Raw genomic sequence first — 18,823 nt, forward strand, 5'->3', positions numbered from 1 at the left:
ACACACTAGTCGAGCACGGGCGGGTCGAATCGACAGGCCGCGGCGGCCGGGCGATGAGTGGTATTGCTCAGCCCGAATGGGCGATATGCCCTTCGGCCAGTTCATCCGCTGCTTCATCTTCCCCAGGCAGCGCGGTGATCACGCTGAAGTCGCTGACTTCCACCTGGCCACCGCCATAGCCCAGCAAATGGAAGGAAAACGCCTTGCGCGCGGTCGGGTTGTCGAAGCTGAACTCCATCTCCAGCGGCTCGTCGGCGGTGACTTTCACTTCGTCAGGCAAGCCCAGCGGTACGTCCTGCTCCAGCTGCTTGGCCTTGAGCTGGATATAGGCTGCGCGCTTGGGGTCCAGCGAGCGTACCTTGACCCGTACGCGGGTATGCGAACCCTCGGGCATTTCCAGGTACTGGGCGCCGATCAGGTTGTCGGCCCAGTCATCTTTGATGCGCTTGCGCAGCTGGATCGGCGATGGGCCGCCGAACTGGTAACGCAGGTTGAGCGGTGTTTGCAGCAGGGACTGGTCGAGCACCCCGGCGAGGGCACCGATCTGCTGGCCGAGCAGGCTGTCGCCCGGGCCAAGGTAACGTGCCTGGTCGGCGATGAAGCCCTCGCTGGCGTAACGTCGGCATCGCTGCTGGAAGTCGCATTCGGTGAACACACCCTGGCCGTCGTGATAACGCAGCATGCCGTTGGTGTAGGAGATCATCTCGCGACCGCTGTCGTAGTCGCGGTACAGCGAGCGACCGCCGAGCGCCATGGGGATGGGCAGGGCAAAGTAGTCGAGCAGGGAGGTGGCCAGGTCGATATGGCCATAGGTACCGCGCTTGATCCGTGGCAACTGTGCCTGCTCCGGCGCCAGGGTGAGGTTGAAGCCCCAGGACGAGGCCAGGCGCACACCGTCGATGCCGTGGGACTCGTCGGAAGTCACCACCACCAGGGTGTCCTTGAGCACGCCCTGGCGTTCGAGGTTGTCGAGGAATGCACCGAGTGCGTCGTCCAGGTAGGCGACTGCCGCCTGTTTCGGCGTGTCGTAGCGCTCCAGGTACTCGGCCGGTGCCGAGTACGGCTGGTGGGTGCCCACGGTGAGCAGGGTCAGCATCCATGGCTTGTCCTGCTTTTGCAGCTGGCCGACGTAATCCAGCGCACCCTCGAAGAAGGCGCGGTCATCTTTGCCCCAGGGGAAGTCCAGGTAGTTCCTGTTGCGGAACCACTCCTGGCCGTGCACCGCGTCAAAGCCGATGTGCGGCATGATGCGGTCCTTGGCCATGAAGCGCAGGCCGGCGCCCTGCAGGTAGTGGGTGGTGAAGCCGGCCTGGCGCAACTGCGCCGGCAGGCAGGCCTGGTTGCGTTCGTTCTGGGTCAGCAGTTCCACGCCCTTGGGTGTGCCGTTGGCCAGCTTGTCGTAGTCACCGCACAGCATTGCGTACAGGCCACGGATGGTCTGATGGGTATGCAGCACGTAGTCCGGGGTGTTCATGCCGCGCTCGGCCCACTGGCTGAGTTTGGGCATCAGCTCTTCATCGAAGCGGCTGTGCAGGGCCTGGCGGTTGGGCCGCAGGTAGGCCCCGGGGATGCCTTCCACGGTGATGACCAGCAGGTTGCGGGCGTTGCCTGGCCCGGCGAGCAGGCGCTGGCCATGCAGGTCGGACTGGGTCAGGCCGGTGCTGGCCAGAGGGGTGAAGGTTTGCGTACGGCCCATCCAGCCTTCGACCTGGCGCTGCAGGTTGCCGGCCCCGGCCGACAGCAGCTGGTGGGTGAGGTTGTATTGCCGCCATTGGTCGGCGTCGGAAGGTACCAGCTGCTGGCTGCCCCAATGGGCGCCGAACAGCAGCAGTGGAATGGCCCAGGCCGTGCGTGGCAGCGGCTGGCTGGGTTGGGTGCGGCTGCGCCAGGCGCTGGCCAGCCAGGCCAGCAGGCCGGCGCCCATGGCCCAGGGCAGCCAGGCATGGGCCAGGCCGCCACCGGTCGAGTTTTCCATGAACTGCGGGTCGAGCAGGTACGTCAGGTCGGCGCTGGTGGGCAACCGGCCCACCGCGCTCACCAGTTCGGCCGAAGCCACCCAGAGGGCCGCCCAGGCCAGCAATACGGGGAGCGCCAGCCACCACGGCCGACGATGCAGCAGCAAGACCAGCAAGCTGCCGAGGGCGAGGTCGGACAGGTAACCGAGTGGGTTGGACCAACCCAGCATGGCGCGCGTACCCAGTGGGATCACCAGTACCAGGGTCGCCAGGGCGACAAGCCGGGTACGTGGGTGGTCTGACAGGTTCTTCACAAAAACATCCCTTTTGCCATTAAATCGTCATGCAACTGTGCTTGATGATAACAGGCCGTGGCAGGGAAGGCGGTCCGGGACAAGGCTGGTAACCAAAAGCCGGGCCCGTTCGCGCGGGCCCGGCCGATGGCAAGTATCAGAAGTAGTAGGGGAATTTCAGGCTGAAGGAAAAGTCCGGCGCGTCATCGGTCAGACCAATGGCCAGGTTGGGTACGATGGTCAGGTTGTCGGTGGCGGCGAAGGTCATGCCGATGTTGAAGTTGGCCGCGTTGTAGTCGCTGTTGGAGATCGACTGCCAGTCGCCGCCATCCGGTTTTATCTTGCTCTTGCGGGCGAACTGGTCGGACACCGAGAACGACATGCTCATCTTCTCGTTCAGGGCAAAGGCGATACCGCCGCCGATCTGCCACGAGTCGCCCAGCTTCACGTCGCCCGGCACCTTGCTGTTGACCTGTGGGCTGATGTCGCTGAACGAGTCTTCCATGTTGTAGGTGTAGGACAGGCTGCCGAACAGCACGGCGGGGTCGAAGGTCTTGACCAGCGAGATGCCCGGCGTGATCGACCAGACGCCGTTGCCGGTCGGCAGGCTTTCCGGTACCGACAGGTTGTCGTTGCCCTCTACCTGGCGCAGTTTTATGCCATAGGGGTCTTTGCCGGTCGGCGCCTTGATGCGCAAGGTAGCGACGGCGTCAGGCCAGGTCTCGTCTTCGTCGAGGAACTTGTAGGCGACACCGACGTTGACGTCGCCGATTTCCGGGTCGCGGGTTACGGTTTCGTCCGAGGTGCTTGCCCCGGCGCCGCCCGCGCCGCCGGAAGAGTAGGTGGATTCGCGGTACACCACCGGGACGTTGATGTCGAACTGCCAGCGCTGGGCGAGGTTGTAGCGGGCAGTCATGTCCAGGGTCCAGTTATCTGCCTTCACCCGGTCAAGGTTGATACTGCCGAGGAAGATCGAGTCCAGTGCCAGGAAACCGTTGAGCACCAGCGCCCGGGTATCGTAGTGGGTATAGGTGACACCGGTCTCGAAGCTGAACTTGCCGCCGCCGAAGAAGCCGCTGGCCTCATCGTACAGGTTGGACACGCTCTGAGCCGGTTCAGCGTCGGCGGTCAGCGCCTGGCCATAGGAGCTGCCGGTGGTGCCCGGTGCACCCGAAGCCACAGTCTGTGCACCTTTGACCCCTTCGGCCGGGGACCTGACCAGGCGTTTGGGTGGGGGGGCTGCCGGGGTTTCTTCTACCTGGCGCACGCGCTGCTCCAGCACCATCAGCGCTTGCTGCTGGGCTTCGTAGCGTTGTTTCAGTTCCATCAGTTCCTGCTTGAGAGCCTCGACCTGAGGGTCGGCTGCGGCGTAAAGCAATGTGGCCGGGGCCAAGGTGGACAAACACACAAAAGCTTTGAGCGATAAAGATCGGTGCATGGAATTGCCGTCCCTGCCGACTACTTTTGATGAGACTGAGCGTAGATCAGTATCCAAATGTGCGAAGACCTTTGAGCTGATCGAGGCTACCGTTCAGCGACGCGGCTGTCGGCACGCTTTCGCGCATCACTACATTGAGCGTGGTGACGTTATTGACCCGGTTGCCATTGCCCAGCAGCGTCGAGTTCTGCATCAGGCCACCCTGCGCCAGGCGCTGCACGCTGCTGCCCTGGTTGTTACTGGCACTGATATTGAACTGCACCCCTACGCCGCTGGCGGACACACTCAGCGCCCCTGCGCCGTTTGCGCCTGTCAGTGTCTGGCCGTTGGCCAGTGCCTGGCCCTGTGGCTGCGCTGTCGGCGCCTGATCGGCCTTGGAAACATTGATGGCGACATTGTTGTAGGCGGTATTGTTGTCGCCAGCTGCGCGTACCACCTGGGTAACACCCTCTGTGGTGTTGAGGCCGGCGCCGCCTGTAACGGTACCGGTGCCCGGTGCCGTGGCTCCAGCTGACGCTGTGCCAGTGCCGCTTTCGTCGATCAACGACACGTAGAATTGCGGTTTGATGGTCGACTGCTGAATCTGCATCGTGCTCGTCGCGCCGATCACGTCCCCTTTGGCATTCTGCCAGGTGCTGGACATGACAATACCGAAACTCACGATCCGCCCCGGCATCACGTAGCGGCCACGCAAGCTCGCCAGCTCATGGTCCTTCAGCTCGACGGGCTTGAAGGTTTCGGCCTGGGTAGGAAGGCTGACGGTCAGGCATGCGATTGCAAGCCAGAATGCATTCTTCATTGGGGTGCTCCCCGGAGCCTCGTGCTCCTTGTCGTTGCAAGCGTCGTTAGAAGAAGTCGCTTTTGATGAACCCGAAGTCCAGCAGCTCTGCATCCTGCACCGGGGTGAAGTTGTTCACCCGGCCCTTGGCGGTCAGGGGCAGGGGCGGGTCGAGCAGGATGTTGTTCTTGTCGTAGCCCTGGCCGATCACGGCGAAGATGATGCCGTTCCAGCCCTTGAGAAAGTCGTCGACCTTGTAGCGCTTGTGGCCCAGTACCGGGTCACCGATGTACACCCAGCCCTTGTCGACCTTCTGCATGACCACGAAGTGCTTGTAGCCGCGCACGTCCATCAGCACCACGACCGGGATGCGCACGCTGTGCAGGGTCTCGGGCGCCACCCGGTAGCCGCGGGCACGCATCCCCAGGCTTTCCACGTAGCGTTTCATGTCGAGCATCGAGAAGCCTTGCGTGCGCACCAGGTCCTGGTCGGCGTGGGCCAGCATGCCTTCGATGATCTGTTGTTCGTCCACGTCCAGCCAGTAGGCCTGGCGCAGGATGGTGGCCAGCGCGGCGGCGCCGCAGCTGAAGTCGGTCTTCTGTTGTACCAGGTCGGCGAACTTGCGCTCGCGTACGCTCTGGATGGGCTTGAACACCACGGCGCCGCCCGGGAGGACGGACAGCGGCATTTGCGCCGCTTCGCTCACGCTGGCCAGGCACAGCAAAAACGCCAGGGCAATGATGCGCATGATCGGATGCCTTCCGGTTCTGTTGAAGAAAGGCCCCCCGAAGGGGGCCTCAAGCACAGCGATCAGAACGAGGTGTTGGAGATGGCCAGCGAGTTGCTCTGCTGGTTGCCCACACCGGCTGCCACGTTCACGCCCAGGTTGCCGCTGCCACCGTTCACCGAACCGCTAAGGGTTGCAGTGTTGGTAACAGGGTTGGCCCAGCCGGTCGGGGTCAGCACTTGGAAGGACACGGTATTGCTCAAGTCGTAGGCACTGCTTTCGCTGTAGCTCTTCGACACGTCGTTCGACGATTGAGACGATTTCTCGCCAGACTTTTCAAACGCCGATTCCGATGCGTTGGCATAGGTCGACTCGTGAGCCTTCTCATACGAGGAGTCGCGAGACTTCTCGTAGGCCGATGCGCGAGTCTTGTCGTACGACGATTCGTGGTTACGGTCGAAGGAAGACTCGTTCGACTTGTCGAATGACGAGTCGAACGCTTTCTCGAACGATGCGTCGTACGAGCTGTCACGTGTGCGGTCTACATCGACATTGAGCGATGCGTTGAGCGATGCATCGAAGCTGTCGGTGCGGGTGCGTTCGCGACGGCCGTCATCGGTGGTCACGGTGCGGCTGGCATCGGCTGCGGCTGCCAGGGTGGCATTCAGGCTGGAGCTGCTGGACGAACTGGCAGTGGCGCCAACCGAGCCACTGGCATTCCAGCTGTTGGAGCCGCTGGCACTGGAGCTATTGGAACCACTGGCACTGGAGCTGTTCGACCCGCTGGCACTGGAAGTCTTCGAGCCACTGGCATTCATGCTGCTCGAACCACTGGAGGTCCAGCCATTGGAACCACTGGAACTGGCGCTTTGCGAGCCGGCCACGCTGAAGCTCGAGGACGAGCTGCGGTCGTCAGTCGAATTGAACGTGCCCTCACGCGAGCTGGAACCGCTCTTGGTGGTGGTGATGGTCAGTGTATCCACCCGGTAGGTGCGGTCGGCGCCGTTGTTCACCGTCAGGCCTGGGCCGTTCTGGTCGGCAGAGGCGGTGGCAGTGGCATTGCCCAGCGGGGCACCGGTGTTGGCGATGGCCATGGTGTTCTTCTGCTGGTTCAGGTCGCCGCCAGCGATGTTGACGCCGACGTTACCCTCTGCACCATCGGCCGAGCCAGTCATGACCGCCGAGTTCTGGGTGGACCAGTTGTCGACACGGTTGTTGTTGCTGAACTGGCGAACGTCAGCGGTGGCTTCGGCGGAGCCGAACACGAAGCTGTTGTCCAGGCTGGATTCGGACGATGCGTTGGCAATGGCCGCAGCGTTGTCCTGTTGGTTGCCGTTACCGGCCGCCACGTTGACACCTACGTTGCCGCTGGCACCCGAAGCCGAGCTGCTCATCTCGGCTTCGTTGATTGTGCCTTGGTTGGTGATGGTGTTGCCGGTGCTGCGCTGGCTGTCCATGGCGTTGGCGGTGGCAAACACAGGGATCCTGGTGGGAGGAGGCGTGTGCTGCCCGTTGTTGTGGTGACCATTGTGGTGCCCGCCACGCCGGTCGTTCTGATCAGCTTGTACAGCAACAGCCATGACCGCAGCAATTGCGAAAACCAGAGGCTTGATTGCCATCGAGGGTTTCATGGTGATTCTCCGTACGATTAGGTTAAGTGTCGTTCTTGACTGGCAGGGTCAATCCGCGACCCGGATGCTCAGGGTGTTGGCCATGCGGTTTCCCACCCCGGCACTCTGGTTCAACTGAATCACTCCACGGCTACCGGTGAAGGCCTGGTCACTGGTGGTGACCTGGCGATGGCCAGTTGAAGTGTCAATCGGACCGGAGTTGTTGAGCAGCGCCACGTTCTGTTGCATGAGGACGCTGTCGTCGATGCTTTGCGGCTGGGCACCGATACTGATGCTCAGTGCGTTCGCTTGCTGGGTGTTGGCGCCGGCGCTCTGGTTGACCCCCAGTGCGCCGCTACCGTTGCTGAAGGCGTCGCCTTGTATGGTCGAGCGTGCGTTCATTGCGGGGTCTGCAGGGGTGTTCAGGCGCTGGCGGATCTGCGTGGTGGCGCTGGCCTCGGGCCCAACGGCGAAGGCGCGTGCGTTGGCCTGTTGCTGTTGGTCGCCAGCCGCCTGGTTGACCGACAGGTTGCCCAGGTAACGGCTGCCCGAGCTGTCGATGTCGGCGTTGTTGATCACGGGAACCGGGGATTGCGCGAAGGTCGATGTACTGCACAGCGTGACCAGGATCAGCAGCGTGTGCTTCATCTCACTTGCCTCCGGTCAGGATCTGCAGCGGCGCCAGGCCGCGCTGCACGCTCGAATTGACCATGTTCGAGATGCCATTGCCCGAGCCCGTGCCTCGGCCACCGGCCAGGTTGGGCAGCTGGGACTGGTTGTTGAGGTTGCCGCCCAGGTTGTTGGTCTGCTGGGTAATCAGGGTACTGATACCCGCACCGCTGCTGATGTTGGCGAAGTCGCCATCACTCAGTTCGTTGGTTTGCTTGAGGATGTGGGCGGAAGGGTTGGCATTGACGGTGGTGGGGTTGGGGTCGGGTCGTAACGGCGGGACAACGGCGTTGCGTGTCTGCACATCACGGGTTATCACGATGATGCCGTTGTCGGCCTCGGCCGTCAGGCTCAACGAGGCCAGCACACAGCCCATCAGCAATAGGTGATAGAGGCGTTTGTCAGTTTTCCTCACGACGGCAACTCCTTCAATGAGCGCTGGCCCGGTTCAGCGATGCAAACCAGGCAGCAGAAGGTGTGCCGCTTTTGAGAAGCGTTTTCAGATCAAAAGCTTAAGGTGATTACCATGCCAAGCTGCGGCGTATTCTGTGTCAGGGTTGAAACAGGCAGCGGCGAGCGGTGCAGGCAAAGCCCGTGTTGGCCTTGATTGGAAGGGTTTTTGCAGGAGTGTTTCAGCGCCTTGACACTACCTTCGACGCCCCGCAAAACCCCATGTTTTCAGGGGCTTCGCCCCACAGGGGTGTGTCGGTGGATTAACACTCGGTGGGGCAGGATGGCGCATCGCTACCAATGAGCTTAGCCACTGTTTGCAGTGCCAGCAACTGGCGTTGTGGCCAATTGCCCTCAATTATTTTGTACGCCTGGTCATGCCGTTGCAGCCAGTGCAGGCTGTCGTCGAAAAAGCGCTGGCGGTCGCGCAGTTCGGGCTGGCTGCGCTGGCCATCGGCAACCCAATCCACGCCTTGCGGGCTCAGCAGCAGGTGCAGGTGGTAATGCCGTGCCAGCAGCGCCTGCTCCAGCCAGGCCGGGCAGTCGCCGAACAGGGCGTGGCTCCAGAGCATGTTACTGAGCAGATGGGTGTCGAGAATCAGCAGCGGTGGTGCCTGCTCGCGGGCGTGGTCTTCCCAGGCCAGCTGGCCGCGGGCGATGGCAGGGATGTCGGCATAGCAGGTGTCGCGGCATTCCTGGTCGATGAAGTGGCGCACGTATTCGGCCACCACCACGCCGCCGAAATGCGCCTGGATCACCCCGCTGAGCCAGCTCTTGCCGCTGGATTCCGGGCCGCACAGCACCACTACTTTCATGGATTGTGCCGCGCTCATGGCTGCACCAACGCCGGGTCACGGCGCCATTCCAGCCAGCCGCGCACGGCAATCAGGGTGAGCACGGCGAAGAAGCCTGCGGTGAAGTACAGCTGCTGGTGCAGGTACTGGCCCACGTAGATGATGTCTACCACCACCCACAGCGGCCAGCACTGCAGGCGCTTCTGCGCCATCCACAGTTGTGCCACCAGGCTGAAGCCGGTCAGGGTGGCGTCCAGCCAGGGCAGGGCGGCGTCGGTCCAGGTGGCCATCGCAGCGCCCAGGGCGGCGCTCAGCAGCACCCCGCCGGCCAGTCCGGCGAGCAATACCGGGCGCTGCAGGCGGGTAACCTGGCGGGCGTCTTCAGCATGGCCCGGGCGCTTCCATTGCCACCAGCCGTAGACCTGCAGGATGGCATAGGCCACTTGCAGCAGCATGCCCGAGTACAGCTTCACCTCGTAGAACAGCCAGCCATAGATCAGCACCATGACCAGGCCGATCGGCCAGCACCAGGCGTTCTGCTTGACCGTGAGCCAGACAGCGGTGACGCCGAGGACGGCGGCGATGAGTTCAAGGCCGGACATCGGCGATCCTTGGAGACTGCGGGGGAGGGGCGCGATTGTAGCGGGTCGGCCGGGGAAGGTGTAGGGCGTTGGGGCCTTTGGGGCTGCTTTGCAGCCCATCGCGACACAAGGCCGCTCCTACAAGGGGACGCGATCGTCTGTAGGAGCGGCCTTGTGTCGCGAAAGGGGCGCAAAGCGCCCCCGGCATTCTCAACCTTATACCCGGAACTGCCGCAACAACTGCTCCAGCTCTTCGCTCAGTTGCCCCAGCGCCATCCCGGCATCGCTGGACTGCCGCGCCGCATCGGCGGTCTGCTGGGACAACCCGGCAGTATCCAGCACGTTGCGGTTGATCTCTTCGACCACGTGCGACTGTTGCAAGGTGGCGCTGGCGATTGAGGCATTCAACGCCGTGAGGTTGTTCAGCGCCTGGTTGATGGCATCCAGGCTGGCACCGGCCTCGCGGGCCTGCTCGACGGTCTGGCGCGAGGCCTCGCTGCTGGTGTCGATGGCCTTGACCGCAGCGTCCGACTGGCTTTGCAGGTGCTCGATCATGGTATGGATCTCGGCCGTCGACTGCGCCGTGCGCTGGGCCAGCAGGCGCACCTCGTCGGCGACCACGGCAAAGCCACGGCCTTGCTCGCCGGCCCGCGCCGCCTCGATGGCTGCGTTCAGCGCCAGCAGGTTGGTCTGTTCGGCGATGGAGCGGATCACGTCCAGCACACCACCGATGCGCGTGCTGTGCCCGGCCAGGTCGCGGATCACCTGCACGGCCTGGTCGATGGTCAGCGACAGCCGGTCGATCTGCGCCAGGCTGCCGTGAATGGCCTCCTGGCCGTGTGCTACCTGCTGCTGCGCGGTGCGCATTTCGCCAGCGGCCTGTTCGGCGGTCTTGGCCACGTCCTGCACGGCGTAGGTCACTTCGTTGACCGCAGTGGCCACCTGGTCCATCTGCAGCGATTGCTGGGCGCTGTGTTGTTGCGCGGCACCGGCATTGTCGCCGACATGCCCGGCGGACCGGGCCAGGGCATGGGCCGCCCCTTGCAACTGGCCGACCACGCCTTGCAGCTTGCCGTTGAAGCGGTTGAAGTGTTCGCCCAGGTGGGTGATTTCGTCACGGCCGTGAGTGTCCAGGCGCCGGGTCAGGTCGCTTTCGCCGCTGGCGATGTTGCCCATGGCCTGCACCGCTTCCTGCAGCGGGCGGGCGATGCTGCGGGCAATCAGCATCACCACCAGCGCCATCAGCAGGGCAATGGCCACGCCTACCAGCGAGACGTCACGCAACTGGCGAGCGAATTCGGCCTGTACATCGTCGACATACACGCCTGAGCCGATGATCCAGCCCCAAGGCTTGAACAGCTGGATGTAGGACGTCTTGGCCACCGGCTCGCTGGCACCGGGCTTGGGCCAGCGGTAGTTGACCGGCCCGGCGTCCTGCTGCCGGGCCAGGGCGACCATCTCGTTGAACACGGCAAAGCCGTCGGGGTCGCGGATGGCCGACAGGTCCTGGCCGTCGAGCTTGGGGTTGGCCGGATGCATGATCATCTTCGGCCCCAGGTCGTTGATCCAGAAGTAGTCGTTCTGGTCGTAGCGTAGCGCGCGTACAACTTGCAGCGCCTGTTGCTGGGCCGCTTCGCGGCTGAGTGTGCCGGCTGCTTCCAGGCCTTGGTAATAGGCCAACACCCCGGCTGCGGTCTGTACCACGTGGCGGGTCTTTTCCGCTTTGGCCTGGTACAGGTCACCGTGGATCTGGCGCAGCATCAGCAGGCCCAATACCACCAGCATGGCCACCGCCACCAAAAGGATCAGCCACAGACGGCGGCTGATAGACATCGATCTCAGGGTTTTCATACCACAGCTCCCGCATTGTTCTTTTTATTCAGGCGCATCCAAGCATGCTTTGCGCCACGCCCCCACTCGACTAATGGCTAAGTGCTATCCATCCAATAGTCTGCAGCAGTTTGTACAAGGCGATTGCAAAGGCGCTCTGCCAGGATTTCGGCCGCGCAAGATGAAACCTTTAGGCGGCGTGAACTTTTCTACTGGCATTGCGCCCAACAGTCGCTGTAAAACAGCCGGGCCGCGTGCGGCAACTTCAAGCAAATCAAGAACAAGGGGCCTGCACGAGCAGCGCTCCATCGGGGGAACGATGGATTTTTGGACTGCCTTCCAGGCAATCATCTTAGGCGTGGTCGAAGGGCTGACGGAGTTTCTGCCAATCTCCAGCACCGGTCACCAGATCATCGTCGCCGACCTGATCGGGTTTGGTGGCGAACGGGCCATGGCTTTCAACATCATCATTCAGCTGGCGGCGATCCTGGCGGTGGTGTGGGAGTTTCGCGGCAAGATCTTCGACGTGGTCTTCGGCCTGACAAGCCAGCCCACGGCGCGGCGTTTCACCGGTAACCTGTTGCTGGCGTTCCTGCCGGCAGTGGTGCTGGGCGTGCTGTTCGCCGACCTGATTCACGAATACCTGTTCAACCCGATCACCGTGGCGGCTGCGCTGGTGGTGGGCGGGGTGATCATGCTCTGGGCCGAGCGCCGCGAGCACCGTGTGGAGGTAGACCACGTGGACGACATGCGCTGGAGCCACGCGCTGAAGATCGGCTTCGTCCAGTGCCTGGCGATGATCCCGGGCACTTCGCGCTCCGGCTCTACCATTATCGGCGGCCTGCTGTTCGGCCTGTCGCGCAAGGCGGCGACCGAGTTCTCGTTCTTCCTGGCGATGCCGACCATGGTCGGTGCGGCGGTGTATTCGGGCTACAAGTACCGCGATCTGTTCCAGCCCGGCGACCTGCCGGTATTTGCCATCGGCTTCGTGACCTCTTTCATCTTTGCCATGATTGCCGTGCGTGGCTTGCTCAAGTTCATTGCCAACCACAGCTACGCGGTGTTCGCCTGGTACCGCATTGCCTTTGGCCTGCTGATCCTGGCGACCTGGCAGTTCGGTTGGGTTGACTGGGCGACGGCTCATGGCTGAGGCAGCGCGGGGGCAAAGGGGGGAGGGCGTACGTAATGTGCGCTTGAAGCTGCTGCTGTTGGGCCTGCTGTGCCTGCTGCCGGGCCTGGGCGCGGCGCGCATGGCCTGGGTCGACCAGGCCTGGTGGCCGCTGGCGCTGTACCCGGCAATGAGCCTGATCAGCCTGTTGCTGTATTGGCAGGACAAACAGCAGGCGCGTACCCAGGCCTGGCGTACGCCCGAGAAGGTGCTGCATGCCAGTGAGCTGCTGGGCGGCTGGCCGGGGGCACTGCTGGCGCAGCAGCTGTATCGGCACAAGACGCGCAAGCTGTCGTACCAGCTGGTGTTCTGGGGGATTGTGCTGGTGCACCAGGTGTTCTGGGCGGACTGGCTGTTTCTTGGCGGGCGGTATCTGCCCTTCAGTTGATGTTTGACTGTGCTGGCCCTTTCGCGGGTAAACCCGCTCCCACAGGGTTCTCCACTGGCCTCAAGACTTGTGCTGTACCTGTGGGAGCGGGTTTACCCGCGAAAGGGCCAGCACAGGGAATTCACAACACCAGCCCCACCTGCAACCGCTTAGGCAACCGCCGCACCACCAGCTGGTGCGAGCGTTGCAACAGATCACACAGCTCCTCACGCCCCATTGGGTAGGGCGATGCCATGCTGATCCACCGCGCCCGCGCCAGGTACGGCGCAGGCCGCACCCCCGGGCGATCGCAATAGCCGAGAAACAGTTCGTCGGCCACCTTGAACGACAACCCCGCACCCGCCAGGTCGAGCACCGCGAACATCTTGTTGCCGGCCACCGAGAACACCCGGATGCCGCCCCATTTGTAGTCTTCCCGCGCACCCGGCAGGCTCAGGCAGAACGCTGCCACCTGGGCTTCGCTCATGTTCCGCTCAGACATACTTTTCTCCACAGGCCTCGAACGACGCCGCCAGGTGGTCGATCCATACCCGTACCGCAGGCAGCAAGCCGCGCCGGTGCGGGTACACCGCCTGCAGGTAGCCACCCGGCAGCGACCAGTCCGGCAGCAGGCGCACCAGTTCGCCGCGCGCCAGTTCTTCTTCACAGAACATGCTGGGCAGCGCGGTAAACCCTAGGCCTGCCCGTACAGCAGCATTACGTACTACGAAATCATCGATGGCGAGGCGCGGTTCCAGGGCGATTTCCTGCTGTTTGCCATGGGGGCCGAACAGGCGGAAGTGTACCAGCCGGTCAGCCTCGGCAGCGCCCAGCACCGGCAATGAGGCCAGTTGGCCCGGTTCGCGGATGTGGTCGGCGAAACCGGGCGCTGCAACCAGCTGCATCTGCGCCTGGCGCAGACGGCGGGTGACCAGGGCCGGGTCTTCATCGCCTAGGTCGCGTACGCGCAGGGCCACGTCGATCCCTTCGGAAATCAGGTCGACCCGGCGGTTGAGCAGCACCATGTCCAGTTGCACCAGCGGGTACTGCGCGAGAAAGCGGCTGATCACATCCGGCAGGAAGGCGTGGGCCAATGCCACCGGGCAGGACACCCGCAAGCGCCCGCGCGGTTCGCTGCTCATGCTGGCCACGGCCTCGTCGGCGGCTTCGGCTTCCAGCAGCATGGCCTGGCAGTGGTGCAGGTAGCGCTCGCCCACCGCGGTGAGCTTCAGTTGCCGTGTAGTGCGTTGCAGCAGGCGCGTGCCCAGGCGTTCTTCAAGCTCGGCGATGCGCCGCGACAGGCGCGACTTGGGGATGCCCAGCTGGCGGCCGGCTGCGGCGAAACCGCCGGCTTCTACCACGCGGGCGAAGTAGAAAAGGTCGTTGAGGTCTTGCATGGGAATGTCTCACTGTTCCACCTGTAGGACAAACTAACGCATTTTTGCTGCCTTATCAGCTATTGTTGATGTCGGTAGGATTCTCCCCATCGTGATCGCCCAACGTCGCGGTCTTCATTCACAGGAGAGTCCCATGAAACTGTTGCATATCGATTCGAGCATCCTGGGCGACAATTCCGCCTCCCGCCAACTGAGCCGCGAAGTGGTCGAAGCCTGGAAAGCCGCCGACCCGAGCGTGGAAGTGGTGTACCGCGACCTGGCCGCTGACGCCATCGCCCACTTCTCCGCGGCTACCCTGGTAGCGGCTGGCACCCCGGAAGACATGCGCGACGCAGCCCAGGCCTTCGAAGCCAAGCTGAGCGCGGAAACCCTGGAAGAGTTCCTGGCTGCCGATGCCGTGGTGATTGGTGCGCCGATGTACAACTTCACCGTGCCGACCCAGCTCAAGGCCTGGATCGACCGCGTTGCCGTCGCCGGCAAGACGTTCCGCTACACCGAAGCCGGCCCGGAAGGCCTGTGCGGCAACAAGAAGGTAGTGCTGGTGTCCACCGCCGGTGGCCTGCACGCTGGCCAGCCGACTGGCGCCGGGCATGAGGACTTCCTCAAGGTATTCCTGGGCTTCATCGGTGTCACCGACCTGGAAATCGTCCGCGCCCATGGCCTGGCCTATGGCCCTGAGCACCGCAGCCAGGCGATCGATGCTGCCCAGGCACAGATTGCCAACGAGCTGTTTGCTGCTGCCTGATCGAAGGTACGCGATCAAATGTAGGAGCGGCCTTGTGTCGCGATGGGCCGCGAAGCGGCCCCAGAATTCTCGGCTTCAACGCTGAAATCCTGGGGCCGCTTTGCGGCCCATCGCGACACAAGGCCGCTCCTACAATGACCGCGTCGGCCTGGTGTCAGGCCACTGGAATAGCCGGGTCAGCCGCTGCCAGCGCTGCAGCACGTTCGGCTGCCGGCGGATAGATCCACACGGTATTGATCTGCGCCTTCAACACCTTGGCCTCGGCCTTGTCTTCCGGTGGCGACACCGTGCGTTCCCACCCTTCGGTATACACCGCCCCCCAGGCCCCAAGGTCCAGGCAGGTCACGTACTTGGGCTGGCTGTAGGTCTTCGGAGCCACGCCAATCAGCTCGGCCGCCGCATTGTTGCCCGCATGACGCCCCAGCGGAATCGCATGCTGGCAGGACATCACCGCGTAATTACCAGCGTCGTCGCAGGCGGCGTAGGCCACATCACCTGCCGCGTACACGGCATCATTGCCTTTCACCTTGAGATTGCCATCGACATGCAAGCGGCCCTGGCGGTCGCGCTCGCCACTGATCTGCTCGGTGAGCGGGTTGGCCTTGAAGCCCACGGTCCAGATCACCGTGCTGGCGTCGATGCGCTGGCCGTTGTCCAACAGCACGCCGGCAGGGTCGACCGAGGCTACCGTGGCGCCACAGATCCACTCCACGCCCAGGGCCTCGGAGGCCTGCTCGATGGCGGGGCGGATGCCGTCACCCAGGGCTGCGCCAATCCTCGCCCCACGGTCGACCACCACCACGCGCAACGCCGCGTCCTCGCCGAGGATTTCGCGCAGGCGGGCCGGCAGTTCGGTGGCGGTCTCGATACCGGTAAAGCCACCGCCGGCCACCACCACGGTATTGCGCGCGGGTGTGTCGGGCAGGTTCGCCAGTGACTTCAGGTGGGTTTCCAGGCGCGCGGCGCTGTCGAGCTTGTCGACATCGAACACATGCTCGATGCCGACCATGTCGGGCCGGTTGAGCACGCTGCCGCAAGCCATGATCAGGCGGTCGTAGGGCAGGGCGCACTGGGTACCGCTGCGGGTGCGGTAGCTGACGCGGCGGGCCGCTTCATCGATGTGGAAGGCCGTGCCCTGCACGAAGCGGACGTTGACGGCATCGAACAGCTCTTGCAACGGCGCGGCCATGGCATGGACGTCGGGCTCGTAGAAGCGCGGGCGCACATGCAGCTCGGCCTGGGGTGCAAGCAAGGTGACCTCGACATCCTTGCGGCCGTGGAGGTCAAGCTGGCGGACGGCGCTGAGCGCGCTCCACAGGCCGGCAAAGCCCGCGCCAATGATCAGGATCTGCTTCATGGTTGTGCTCCTCTGAAGTTCGGGTAACAAGGTAGACCCTGTTGCTGGATGTTGGGGAGCGAGCATGCTTCAGAATGTTGGCGGCGTGATCACCCAGATCACCACGGCATCCACCTCGCCGGGGTTGCCATAGCGGTGCGGTTCCTGGCTCGAGAAGCTGAAACTGTCCCCTTCACCCAGCTGGAAATGCCGCTCGCCTACCCATAGCTCGAAGCTGCCGCTGAGGATGTAGCCGGCCTCCTCACCGTCGTGGCTGTAGCTCTGCTGGCTGTAGCTGCCCGGAGGGAAGCGCGAATGCAGGATTTCCAGCTGGCGGTTGGGCTGGGGCGTGAGCAGTTGATCGACGATGCCATCTTCGTAATGCACGCTCAGACGGCTGTTGCGCCGTACCACATAGCCCTGGTCCTCGGGCGCAGTGGTGGCTTCGCTGGCGAAGAACCACTGGATGGTCACCCCCAGGCTGCGGGCGATGTTGAACAGCGCCGGAATCGATGGATAGGAGAGGTTGCGCTCCAGCTGGCTGATGTAGCCAGCAGTCAGTTCACTGTGCGTGGCCAGCTCCGCCAGGGTCATGCCACGGCGTTTGCGCAGGCCGCGAATGCGGCTGCCGAGAAACTGCGGCGCGGCGCCCCCGGCTTCGCTGGCGGGGGGCTGGGGGAGTTGGCTCATGCACGTCGGTCCATCGTGAAAAGCCGCAGTATGTACAGCCTCAGAGCGCCCAGGCAACCGTCAGGCCATCGTGAATCGCTTCTTCGGCGGTACGCGGCGCCAGGCAGTCGCCAATGCGGCGCACCTCGACCAGGCCGGCCAGCTCCGTGGCCAGGCGGTCTTCCGGTTGATGGCCCAGGCACAGTACCAGGGTGTCGATACCTTCGAAGATCATCGGTTCGCCGCTGGCGGTGTGCTGCAGGTACACCGTGTTGTCGTCGCTGCCATACAGGCGGGCATACGGTGTGACGGGAATACCCAGGCGATGCAGCTCGCCGGCCAGTTGGTCGCGCACGTACAGCGGCAGGCTTTCGCCGCAATGGGTGCCATTGACCGCCAGTTGCACCTGGTGGCCCTCGCGTACCAGGCGTTCGGCGATGCCGGGGCCGATCCAGTCGCAGCGCCAGTCGATCACCAGCACCGAGCGCCCCGGTTTTGCTTCATTGCGCAGTATTTGCCAGGCATCCACCACCTGTAGCTCACCGGTGCGCTCGAAGGCCGGCCAGTAGGGGGTGGCACCGGTGGCCGCGATCACCAGGTCGGGGCGTTCTCGTTCGACCAGTGCGCGGTCGACCCGGGTGTTGCGCACCACTTCCACGCCTGCCAGGGCCATTTCCCGCTGCAAGTTGGTGCTGGCGCCACCGAACTCGCTGCGCCGTGGCAGCAACTGGGCCAGCAGCACCTGGCCACCGAGCTGCGGGCCAGCCTCGTACAGCGTGACCTGATGCCCGCGCGCAGCGGCCACGGCGGCGGCTTTCATGCCGGCGGGCCCGCCACCGGCCACGAGGATGCGCTTGGGGTGGGTGGTGATGGACAGTTGCTCGTACTGCAATTCGCGGCCGGTTTCCGGCCGCTGGATGCAGGAAATGGGCAGGCCACGGTGGAAGTGCCCGATGCAAGCCTGGTTGCAGGCGATACAGGCACGTACGTCCTCGACCTGGCCATGCTCAGTCTTGTTCGGCATCTGCGGGTCACAGATCAAAGCACGGGTCATGCCGCAGACATCGGCCTGGCCACGAGCCAGGATCAGTTCGGCTTCCTGGGGCTGGTTGATACGCCCGGTGACGAACAGCGGGATGCCCAGGTGCTGCTTGAAGGTGCCGGCCTCCCGGGCCAGGTAGGCCGGTTGAATGGCCATCGGCGGCACAATATGCACGGCGCCGCCCAGGGATGCCGATGTGCCGGCCACGATGTGCAGGTAGTCGAGCTGGCCCTGCAAGGCAACCGCTGCAGCCAGCGATTCGTCCTCGCTCAGCCCCTGGCTGTCGCGCTCGTCGGCACTGATGCGCAGGCCGATGATGAACTGCTCGTCGGTGGCCACGCGTACGGCGGCCAGCACTTCGCGCAGGAACCGCAGGCGCTGTTCGAGCTCACCGTTGTAGCCATCCGTGCGCTGGTTCACCCGCGGGTTGAGGAACTGCGCAGGCAGGTAGCCATGGCTGGCTACCACTTCAACGCCATCCAGCCCGGCCTGGTGCAGGCGGCGGGCAGCGCTGGCATAGCCCTGGACGATCTCGTCAATCATTGCCTGGTCCAGCGCGCGTGGCATCACCCGGAAGCGTTCATTGGGCACCGCGGACGCCGAGTAGGCCACCGCCAGCAAGCCGTCCGCCGACTCCATGATCTCCCGCCCGGGGTGGAACAGTTGCGACAGCACCACGGTGCCATGCTCATGGCAGGCCTCGGCAAGCTGGCGATAGCCGTCGATGCAGGCATCGTCGGTGGCCATCAGCACATGCGAGGTGTAGCGGGCGCTGTCATGCACCCCGGCCACCTGCAGCACGATCAGGCCGACGCCACCGGCGGCGCGGGCGCGCTGGTAGGCGATGAGCTTGTCGTTAACCAGGTTGTCGGTAGGCAGGCAGGTGTCGTGGCCGGTGGACATGATGCGGTTCTTCAAGCGTTTGCCGCGGATCTGCAAGGCTTCGAACAGGTGAGGGAAGGCGGTCTGCATAC

General features: G+C 63.8%; 18 protein-coding genes and 1 pseudogene. 3 read left to right on the plus strand and 16 right to left on the minus strand.

Annotation, left to right across the window (positions count from 1 at the left end):
- Positions 1–67: 67 nt before the first annotated feature.
- The 11 genes and pseudogenes from ABIB24_RS01670 to mcpP all read right to left on the minus strand — a co-directional run.
- Positions 68–2,269 (minus strand): LTA synthase family protein, encoded by a 2,202-nt coding sequence (locus ABIB24_RS01670; protein WP_354316021.1) that lies wholly within the window; start codon positions 2,267–2,269, stop codon positions 68–70.
- A gap of 136 nt (positions 2,270–2,405) precedes the next feature.
- Positions 2,406–3,686 (minus strand): fibril amyloid transporter FapF, encoded by a 1,281-nt coding sequence (gene fapF / locus ABIB24_RS01675; RefSeq protein ID WP_025339419.1) that lies wholly within the window; start codon positions 3,684–3,686, stop codon positions 2,406–2,408.
- 46 nt (positions 3,687–3,732) lie between these two features.
- Entirely contained in the window at positions 3,733–4,485 is a 753-nt protein-coding gene (gene fapE / locus ABIB24_RS01680) for a fibril amyloid subunit FapE (protein ID WP_274079676.1), read from the minus strand.
- 46 nt (positions 4,486–4,531) lie between these two features.
- Entirely contained in the window at positions 4,532–5,212 is a 681-nt protein-coding gene (fapD, locus tag ABIB24_RS01685) for a fibril amyloid maturation endopeptidase FapD (protein WP_025339417.1), read from the minus strand.
- Positions 5,213–5,274: 62 nt separating this feature from the next.
- Positions 5,275–6,822: an amyloid-like fimbrin subunit FapC gene (gene fapC, locus ABIB24_RS01690; RefSeq protein WP_025339416.1), complete on the minus strand. Its 1,548-nt coding sequence runs from the start codon at positions 6,820–6,822 to the stop codon at positions 5,275–5,277.
- 48 nt (positions 6,823–6,870) lie between these two features.
- Positions 6,871–7,449: a fibril amyloid subunit FapB gene (gene fapB, locus ABIB24_RS01695; RefSeq protein WP_025339415.1), complete on the minus strand. Its 579-nt coding sequence runs from the start codon at positions 7,447–7,449 to the stop codon at positions 6,871–6,873.
- A 1-nt stretch (position 7,450) separates the two neighbouring features.
- The gene (gene fapA / locus ABIB24_RS01700; RefSeq protein ID WP_274079678.1) at positions 7,451–7,885 is read right to left on the minus strand and encodes a functional amyloid chaperone FapA; all 435 of its coding nucleotides are present in this window, start codon (positions 7,883–7,885) and stop codon (positions 7,451–7,453) included.
- 298 nt (positions 7,886–8,183) lie between these two features.
- Positions 8,184–8,753, minus strand: coding sequence for an AAA family ATPase (locus tag ABIB24_RS01705; protein WP_274079679.1), 570 nt, complete (start codon positions 8,751–8,753; stop codon positions 8,184–8,186).
- A complete protein-coding gene (gene pnuC, locus ABIB24_RS01710; protein ID WP_274079680.1) occupies positions 8,750–9,316 on the minus strand; it encodes a nicotinamide riboside transporter PnuC in 567 nt (188 codons plus the stop codon). The genes ABIB24_RS01705 and pnuC overlap by 4 nt, the downstream gene beginning before the upstream one ends.
- Positions 9,317–9,511: 195 nt before the next feature.
- The gene (locus tag ABIB24_RS26750) at positions 9,512–10,246 is read right to left on the minus strand and encodes a methyl-accepting chemotaxis protein (protein WP_502945815.1); all 735 of its coding nucleotides are present in this window, start codon (positions 10,244–10,246) and stop codon (positions 9,512–9,514) included.
- 138 nt (positions 10,247–10,384) lie between these two features.
- Positions 10,385–11,146: pseudogene (mcpP, locus tag ABIB24_RS26755) on the minus strand (methyl-accepting chemotaxis protein McpP); the annotation flags it as partial.
- A 298-nt stretch (positions 11,147–11,444) separates the two neighbouring features.
- Here mcpP and ABIB24_RS01720 point away from each other — a divergent pair.
- Together ABIB24_RS01720 and ABIB24_RS01725 are read left to right on the plus strand one after the other, a co-directional pair.
- On the plus strand, positions 11,445–12,275 hold the full coding sequence (locus ABIB24_RS01720) for an undecaprenyl-diphosphate phosphatase (protein WP_274079682.1): 831 nt from the start codon (positions 11,445–11,447) through the stop codon (positions 12,273–12,275).
- Positions 12,268–12,681: a DUF1294 domain-containing protein gene (locus tag ABIB24_RS01725; protein ID WP_085619329.1), complete on the plus strand. Its 414-nt coding sequence runs from the start codon at positions 12,268–12,270 to the stop codon at positions 12,679–12,681. The genes ABIB24_RS01720 and ABIB24_RS01725 overlap by 8 nt, the downstream gene beginning before the upstream one ends.
- 121 nt (positions 12,682–12,802) lie before the next feature.
- On the opposite strand, the gene ABIB24_RS01730 is transcribed toward ABIB24_RS01725, so the two are convergent.
- Complete coding sequence (locus ABIB24_RS01730; RefSeq protein ID WP_084785196.1) at positions 12,803–13,162, minus strand: MmcQ/YjbR family DNA-binding protein; 360 nt, start codon at positions 13,160–13,162, stop codon at positions 12,803–12,805.
- Positions 13,155–14,057: a LysR substrate-binding domain-containing protein gene (locus tag ABIB24_RS01735; RefSeq protein WP_013972466.1), complete on the minus strand. Its 903-nt coding sequence runs from the start codon at positions 14,055–14,057 to the stop codon at positions 13,155–13,157. The genes ABIB24_RS01730 and ABIB24_RS01735 overlap by 8 nt, the downstream gene beginning before the upstream one ends.
- A 133-nt stretch (positions 14,058–14,190) precedes the next feature.
- On the opposite strand from ABIB24_RS01735, the gene ABIB24_RS01740 reads away from it, so the two are divergent.
- Positions 14,191–14,802, plus strand: a complete 612-nt coding sequence (locus tag ABIB24_RS01740) for an FMN-dependent NADH-azoreductase (RefSeq protein ID WP_049277030.1) — start codon at positions 14,191–14,193, stop codon at positions 14,800–14,802.
- 154 nt (positions 14,803–14,956) lie between these two features.
- Here the strand turns inward: ABIB24_RS01740 and ABIB24_RS01745 are convergent, their stop codons facing one another.
- The 3 genes from ABIB24_RS01745 to ABIB24_RS01755 form a co-directional block, all read right to left on the minus strand.
- The gene (locus ABIB24_RS01745; protein ID WP_354316023.1) at positions 14,957–16,159 is read right to left on the minus strand and encodes an NAD(P)/FAD-dependent oxidoreductase; all 1,203 of its coding nucleotides are present in this window, start codon (positions 16,157–16,159) and stop codon (positions 14,957–14,959) included.
- Positions 16,160–16,228: 69 nt separating this feature from the next.
- On the minus strand, positions 16,229–16,828 hold the full coding sequence (locus ABIB24_RS01750; protein ID WP_025339404.1) for a helix-turn-helix domain-containing protein: 600 nt from the start codon (positions 16,826–16,828) through the stop codon (positions 16,229–16,231).
- A gap of 40 nt (positions 16,829–16,868) precedes the next feature.
- Positions 16,869–18,821, minus strand: coding sequence for an oxidoreductase (locus ABIB24_RS01755; RefSeq protein WP_354316024.1), 1,953 nt, complete (start codon positions 18,819–18,821; stop codon positions 16,869–16,871).
- Between the last annotated feature and the right edge of the window lie 2 nt (positions 18,822–18,823).

The sequence above is a fragment of the Pseudomonas sp. UYEF17 genome, assembly GCF_040546125.1.
Classification (GTDB): Bacteria; Pseudomonadota; Gammaproteobacteria; order Pseudomonadales; family Pseudomonadaceae; genus Aquipseudomonas; species Aquipseudomonas putida_Z.

Coding starts and splice junctions, on each gene's coding strand:
- fapF (WP_025339419.1), bottom strand. CDS start 3,686: ATGCACCGATCTTTATCGCTCAAAGCTTTTGTGTGTTTGTCCACCTTG.
- fapE (WP_274079676.1), bottom strand. CDS start 4,485: ATGAAGAATGCATTCTGGCTTGCAATCGCATGCCTGACCGTCAGCCTT.
- fapD (WP_025339417.1), bottom strand. CDS start 5,212: ATGCGCATCATTGCCCTGGCGTTTTTGCTGTGCCTGGCCAGCGTGAGC.
- fapC (WP_025339416.1), bottom strand. CDS start 6,822: ATGAAACCCTCGATGGCAATCAAGCCTCTGGTTTTCGCAATTGCTGCG.
- fapB (WP_025339415.1), bottom strand. CDS start 7,449: ATGAAGCACACGCTGCTGATCCTGGTCACGCTGTGCAGTACATCGACC.
- ABIB24_RS01705 (WP_274079679.1), bottom strand. CDS start 8,753: ATGAGCGCGGCACAATCCATGAAAGTAGTGGTGCTGTGCGGCCCGGAA.
- pnuC (WP_274079680.1), bottom strand. CDS start 9,316: ATGTCCGGCCTTGAACTCATCGCCGCCGTCCTCGGCGTCACCGCTGTC.
- ABIB24_RS26750 (WP_502945815.1), bottom strand. CDS start 10,246: ATGGACCAGGTGGCCACTGCGGTCAACGAAGTGACCTACGCCGTGCAG.
- ABIB24_RS01720 (WP_274079682.1), top strand. CDS start 11,445: ATGGATTTTTGGACTGCCTTCCAGGCAATCATCTTAGGCGTGGTCGAA.
- ABIB24_RS01725 (WP_085619329.1), top strand. CDS start 12,268: ATGGCTGAGGCAGCGCGGGGGCAAAGGGGGGAGGGCGTACGTAATGTG.
- ABIB24_RS01730 (WP_084785196.1), bottom strand. CDS start 13,162: ATGTCTGAGCGGAACATGAGCGAAGCCCAGGTGGCAGCGTTCTGCCTG.
- ABIB24_RS01735 (WP_013972466.1), bottom strand. CDS start 14,057: ATGCAAGACCTCAACGACCTTTTCTACTTCGCCCGCGTGGTAGAAGCC.
- ABIB24_RS01740 (WP_049277030.1), top strand. CDS start 14,191: ATGAAACTGTTGCATATCGATTCGAGCATCCTGGGCGACAATTCCGCC.
- ABIB24_RS01745 (WP_354316023.1), bottom strand. CDS start 16,159: ATGAAGCAGATCCTGATCATTGGCGCGGGCTTTGCCGGCCTGTGGAGC.
- ABIB24_RS01750 (WP_025339404.1), bottom strand. CDS start 16,828: ATGAGCCAACTCCCCCAGCCCCCCGCCAGCGAAGCCGGGGGCGCCGCG.
- ABIB24_RS01755 (WP_354316024.1), bottom strand. CDS start 18,821: ATGCAGACCGCCTTCCCTCACCTGTTCGAAGCCTTGCAGATCCGCGGC.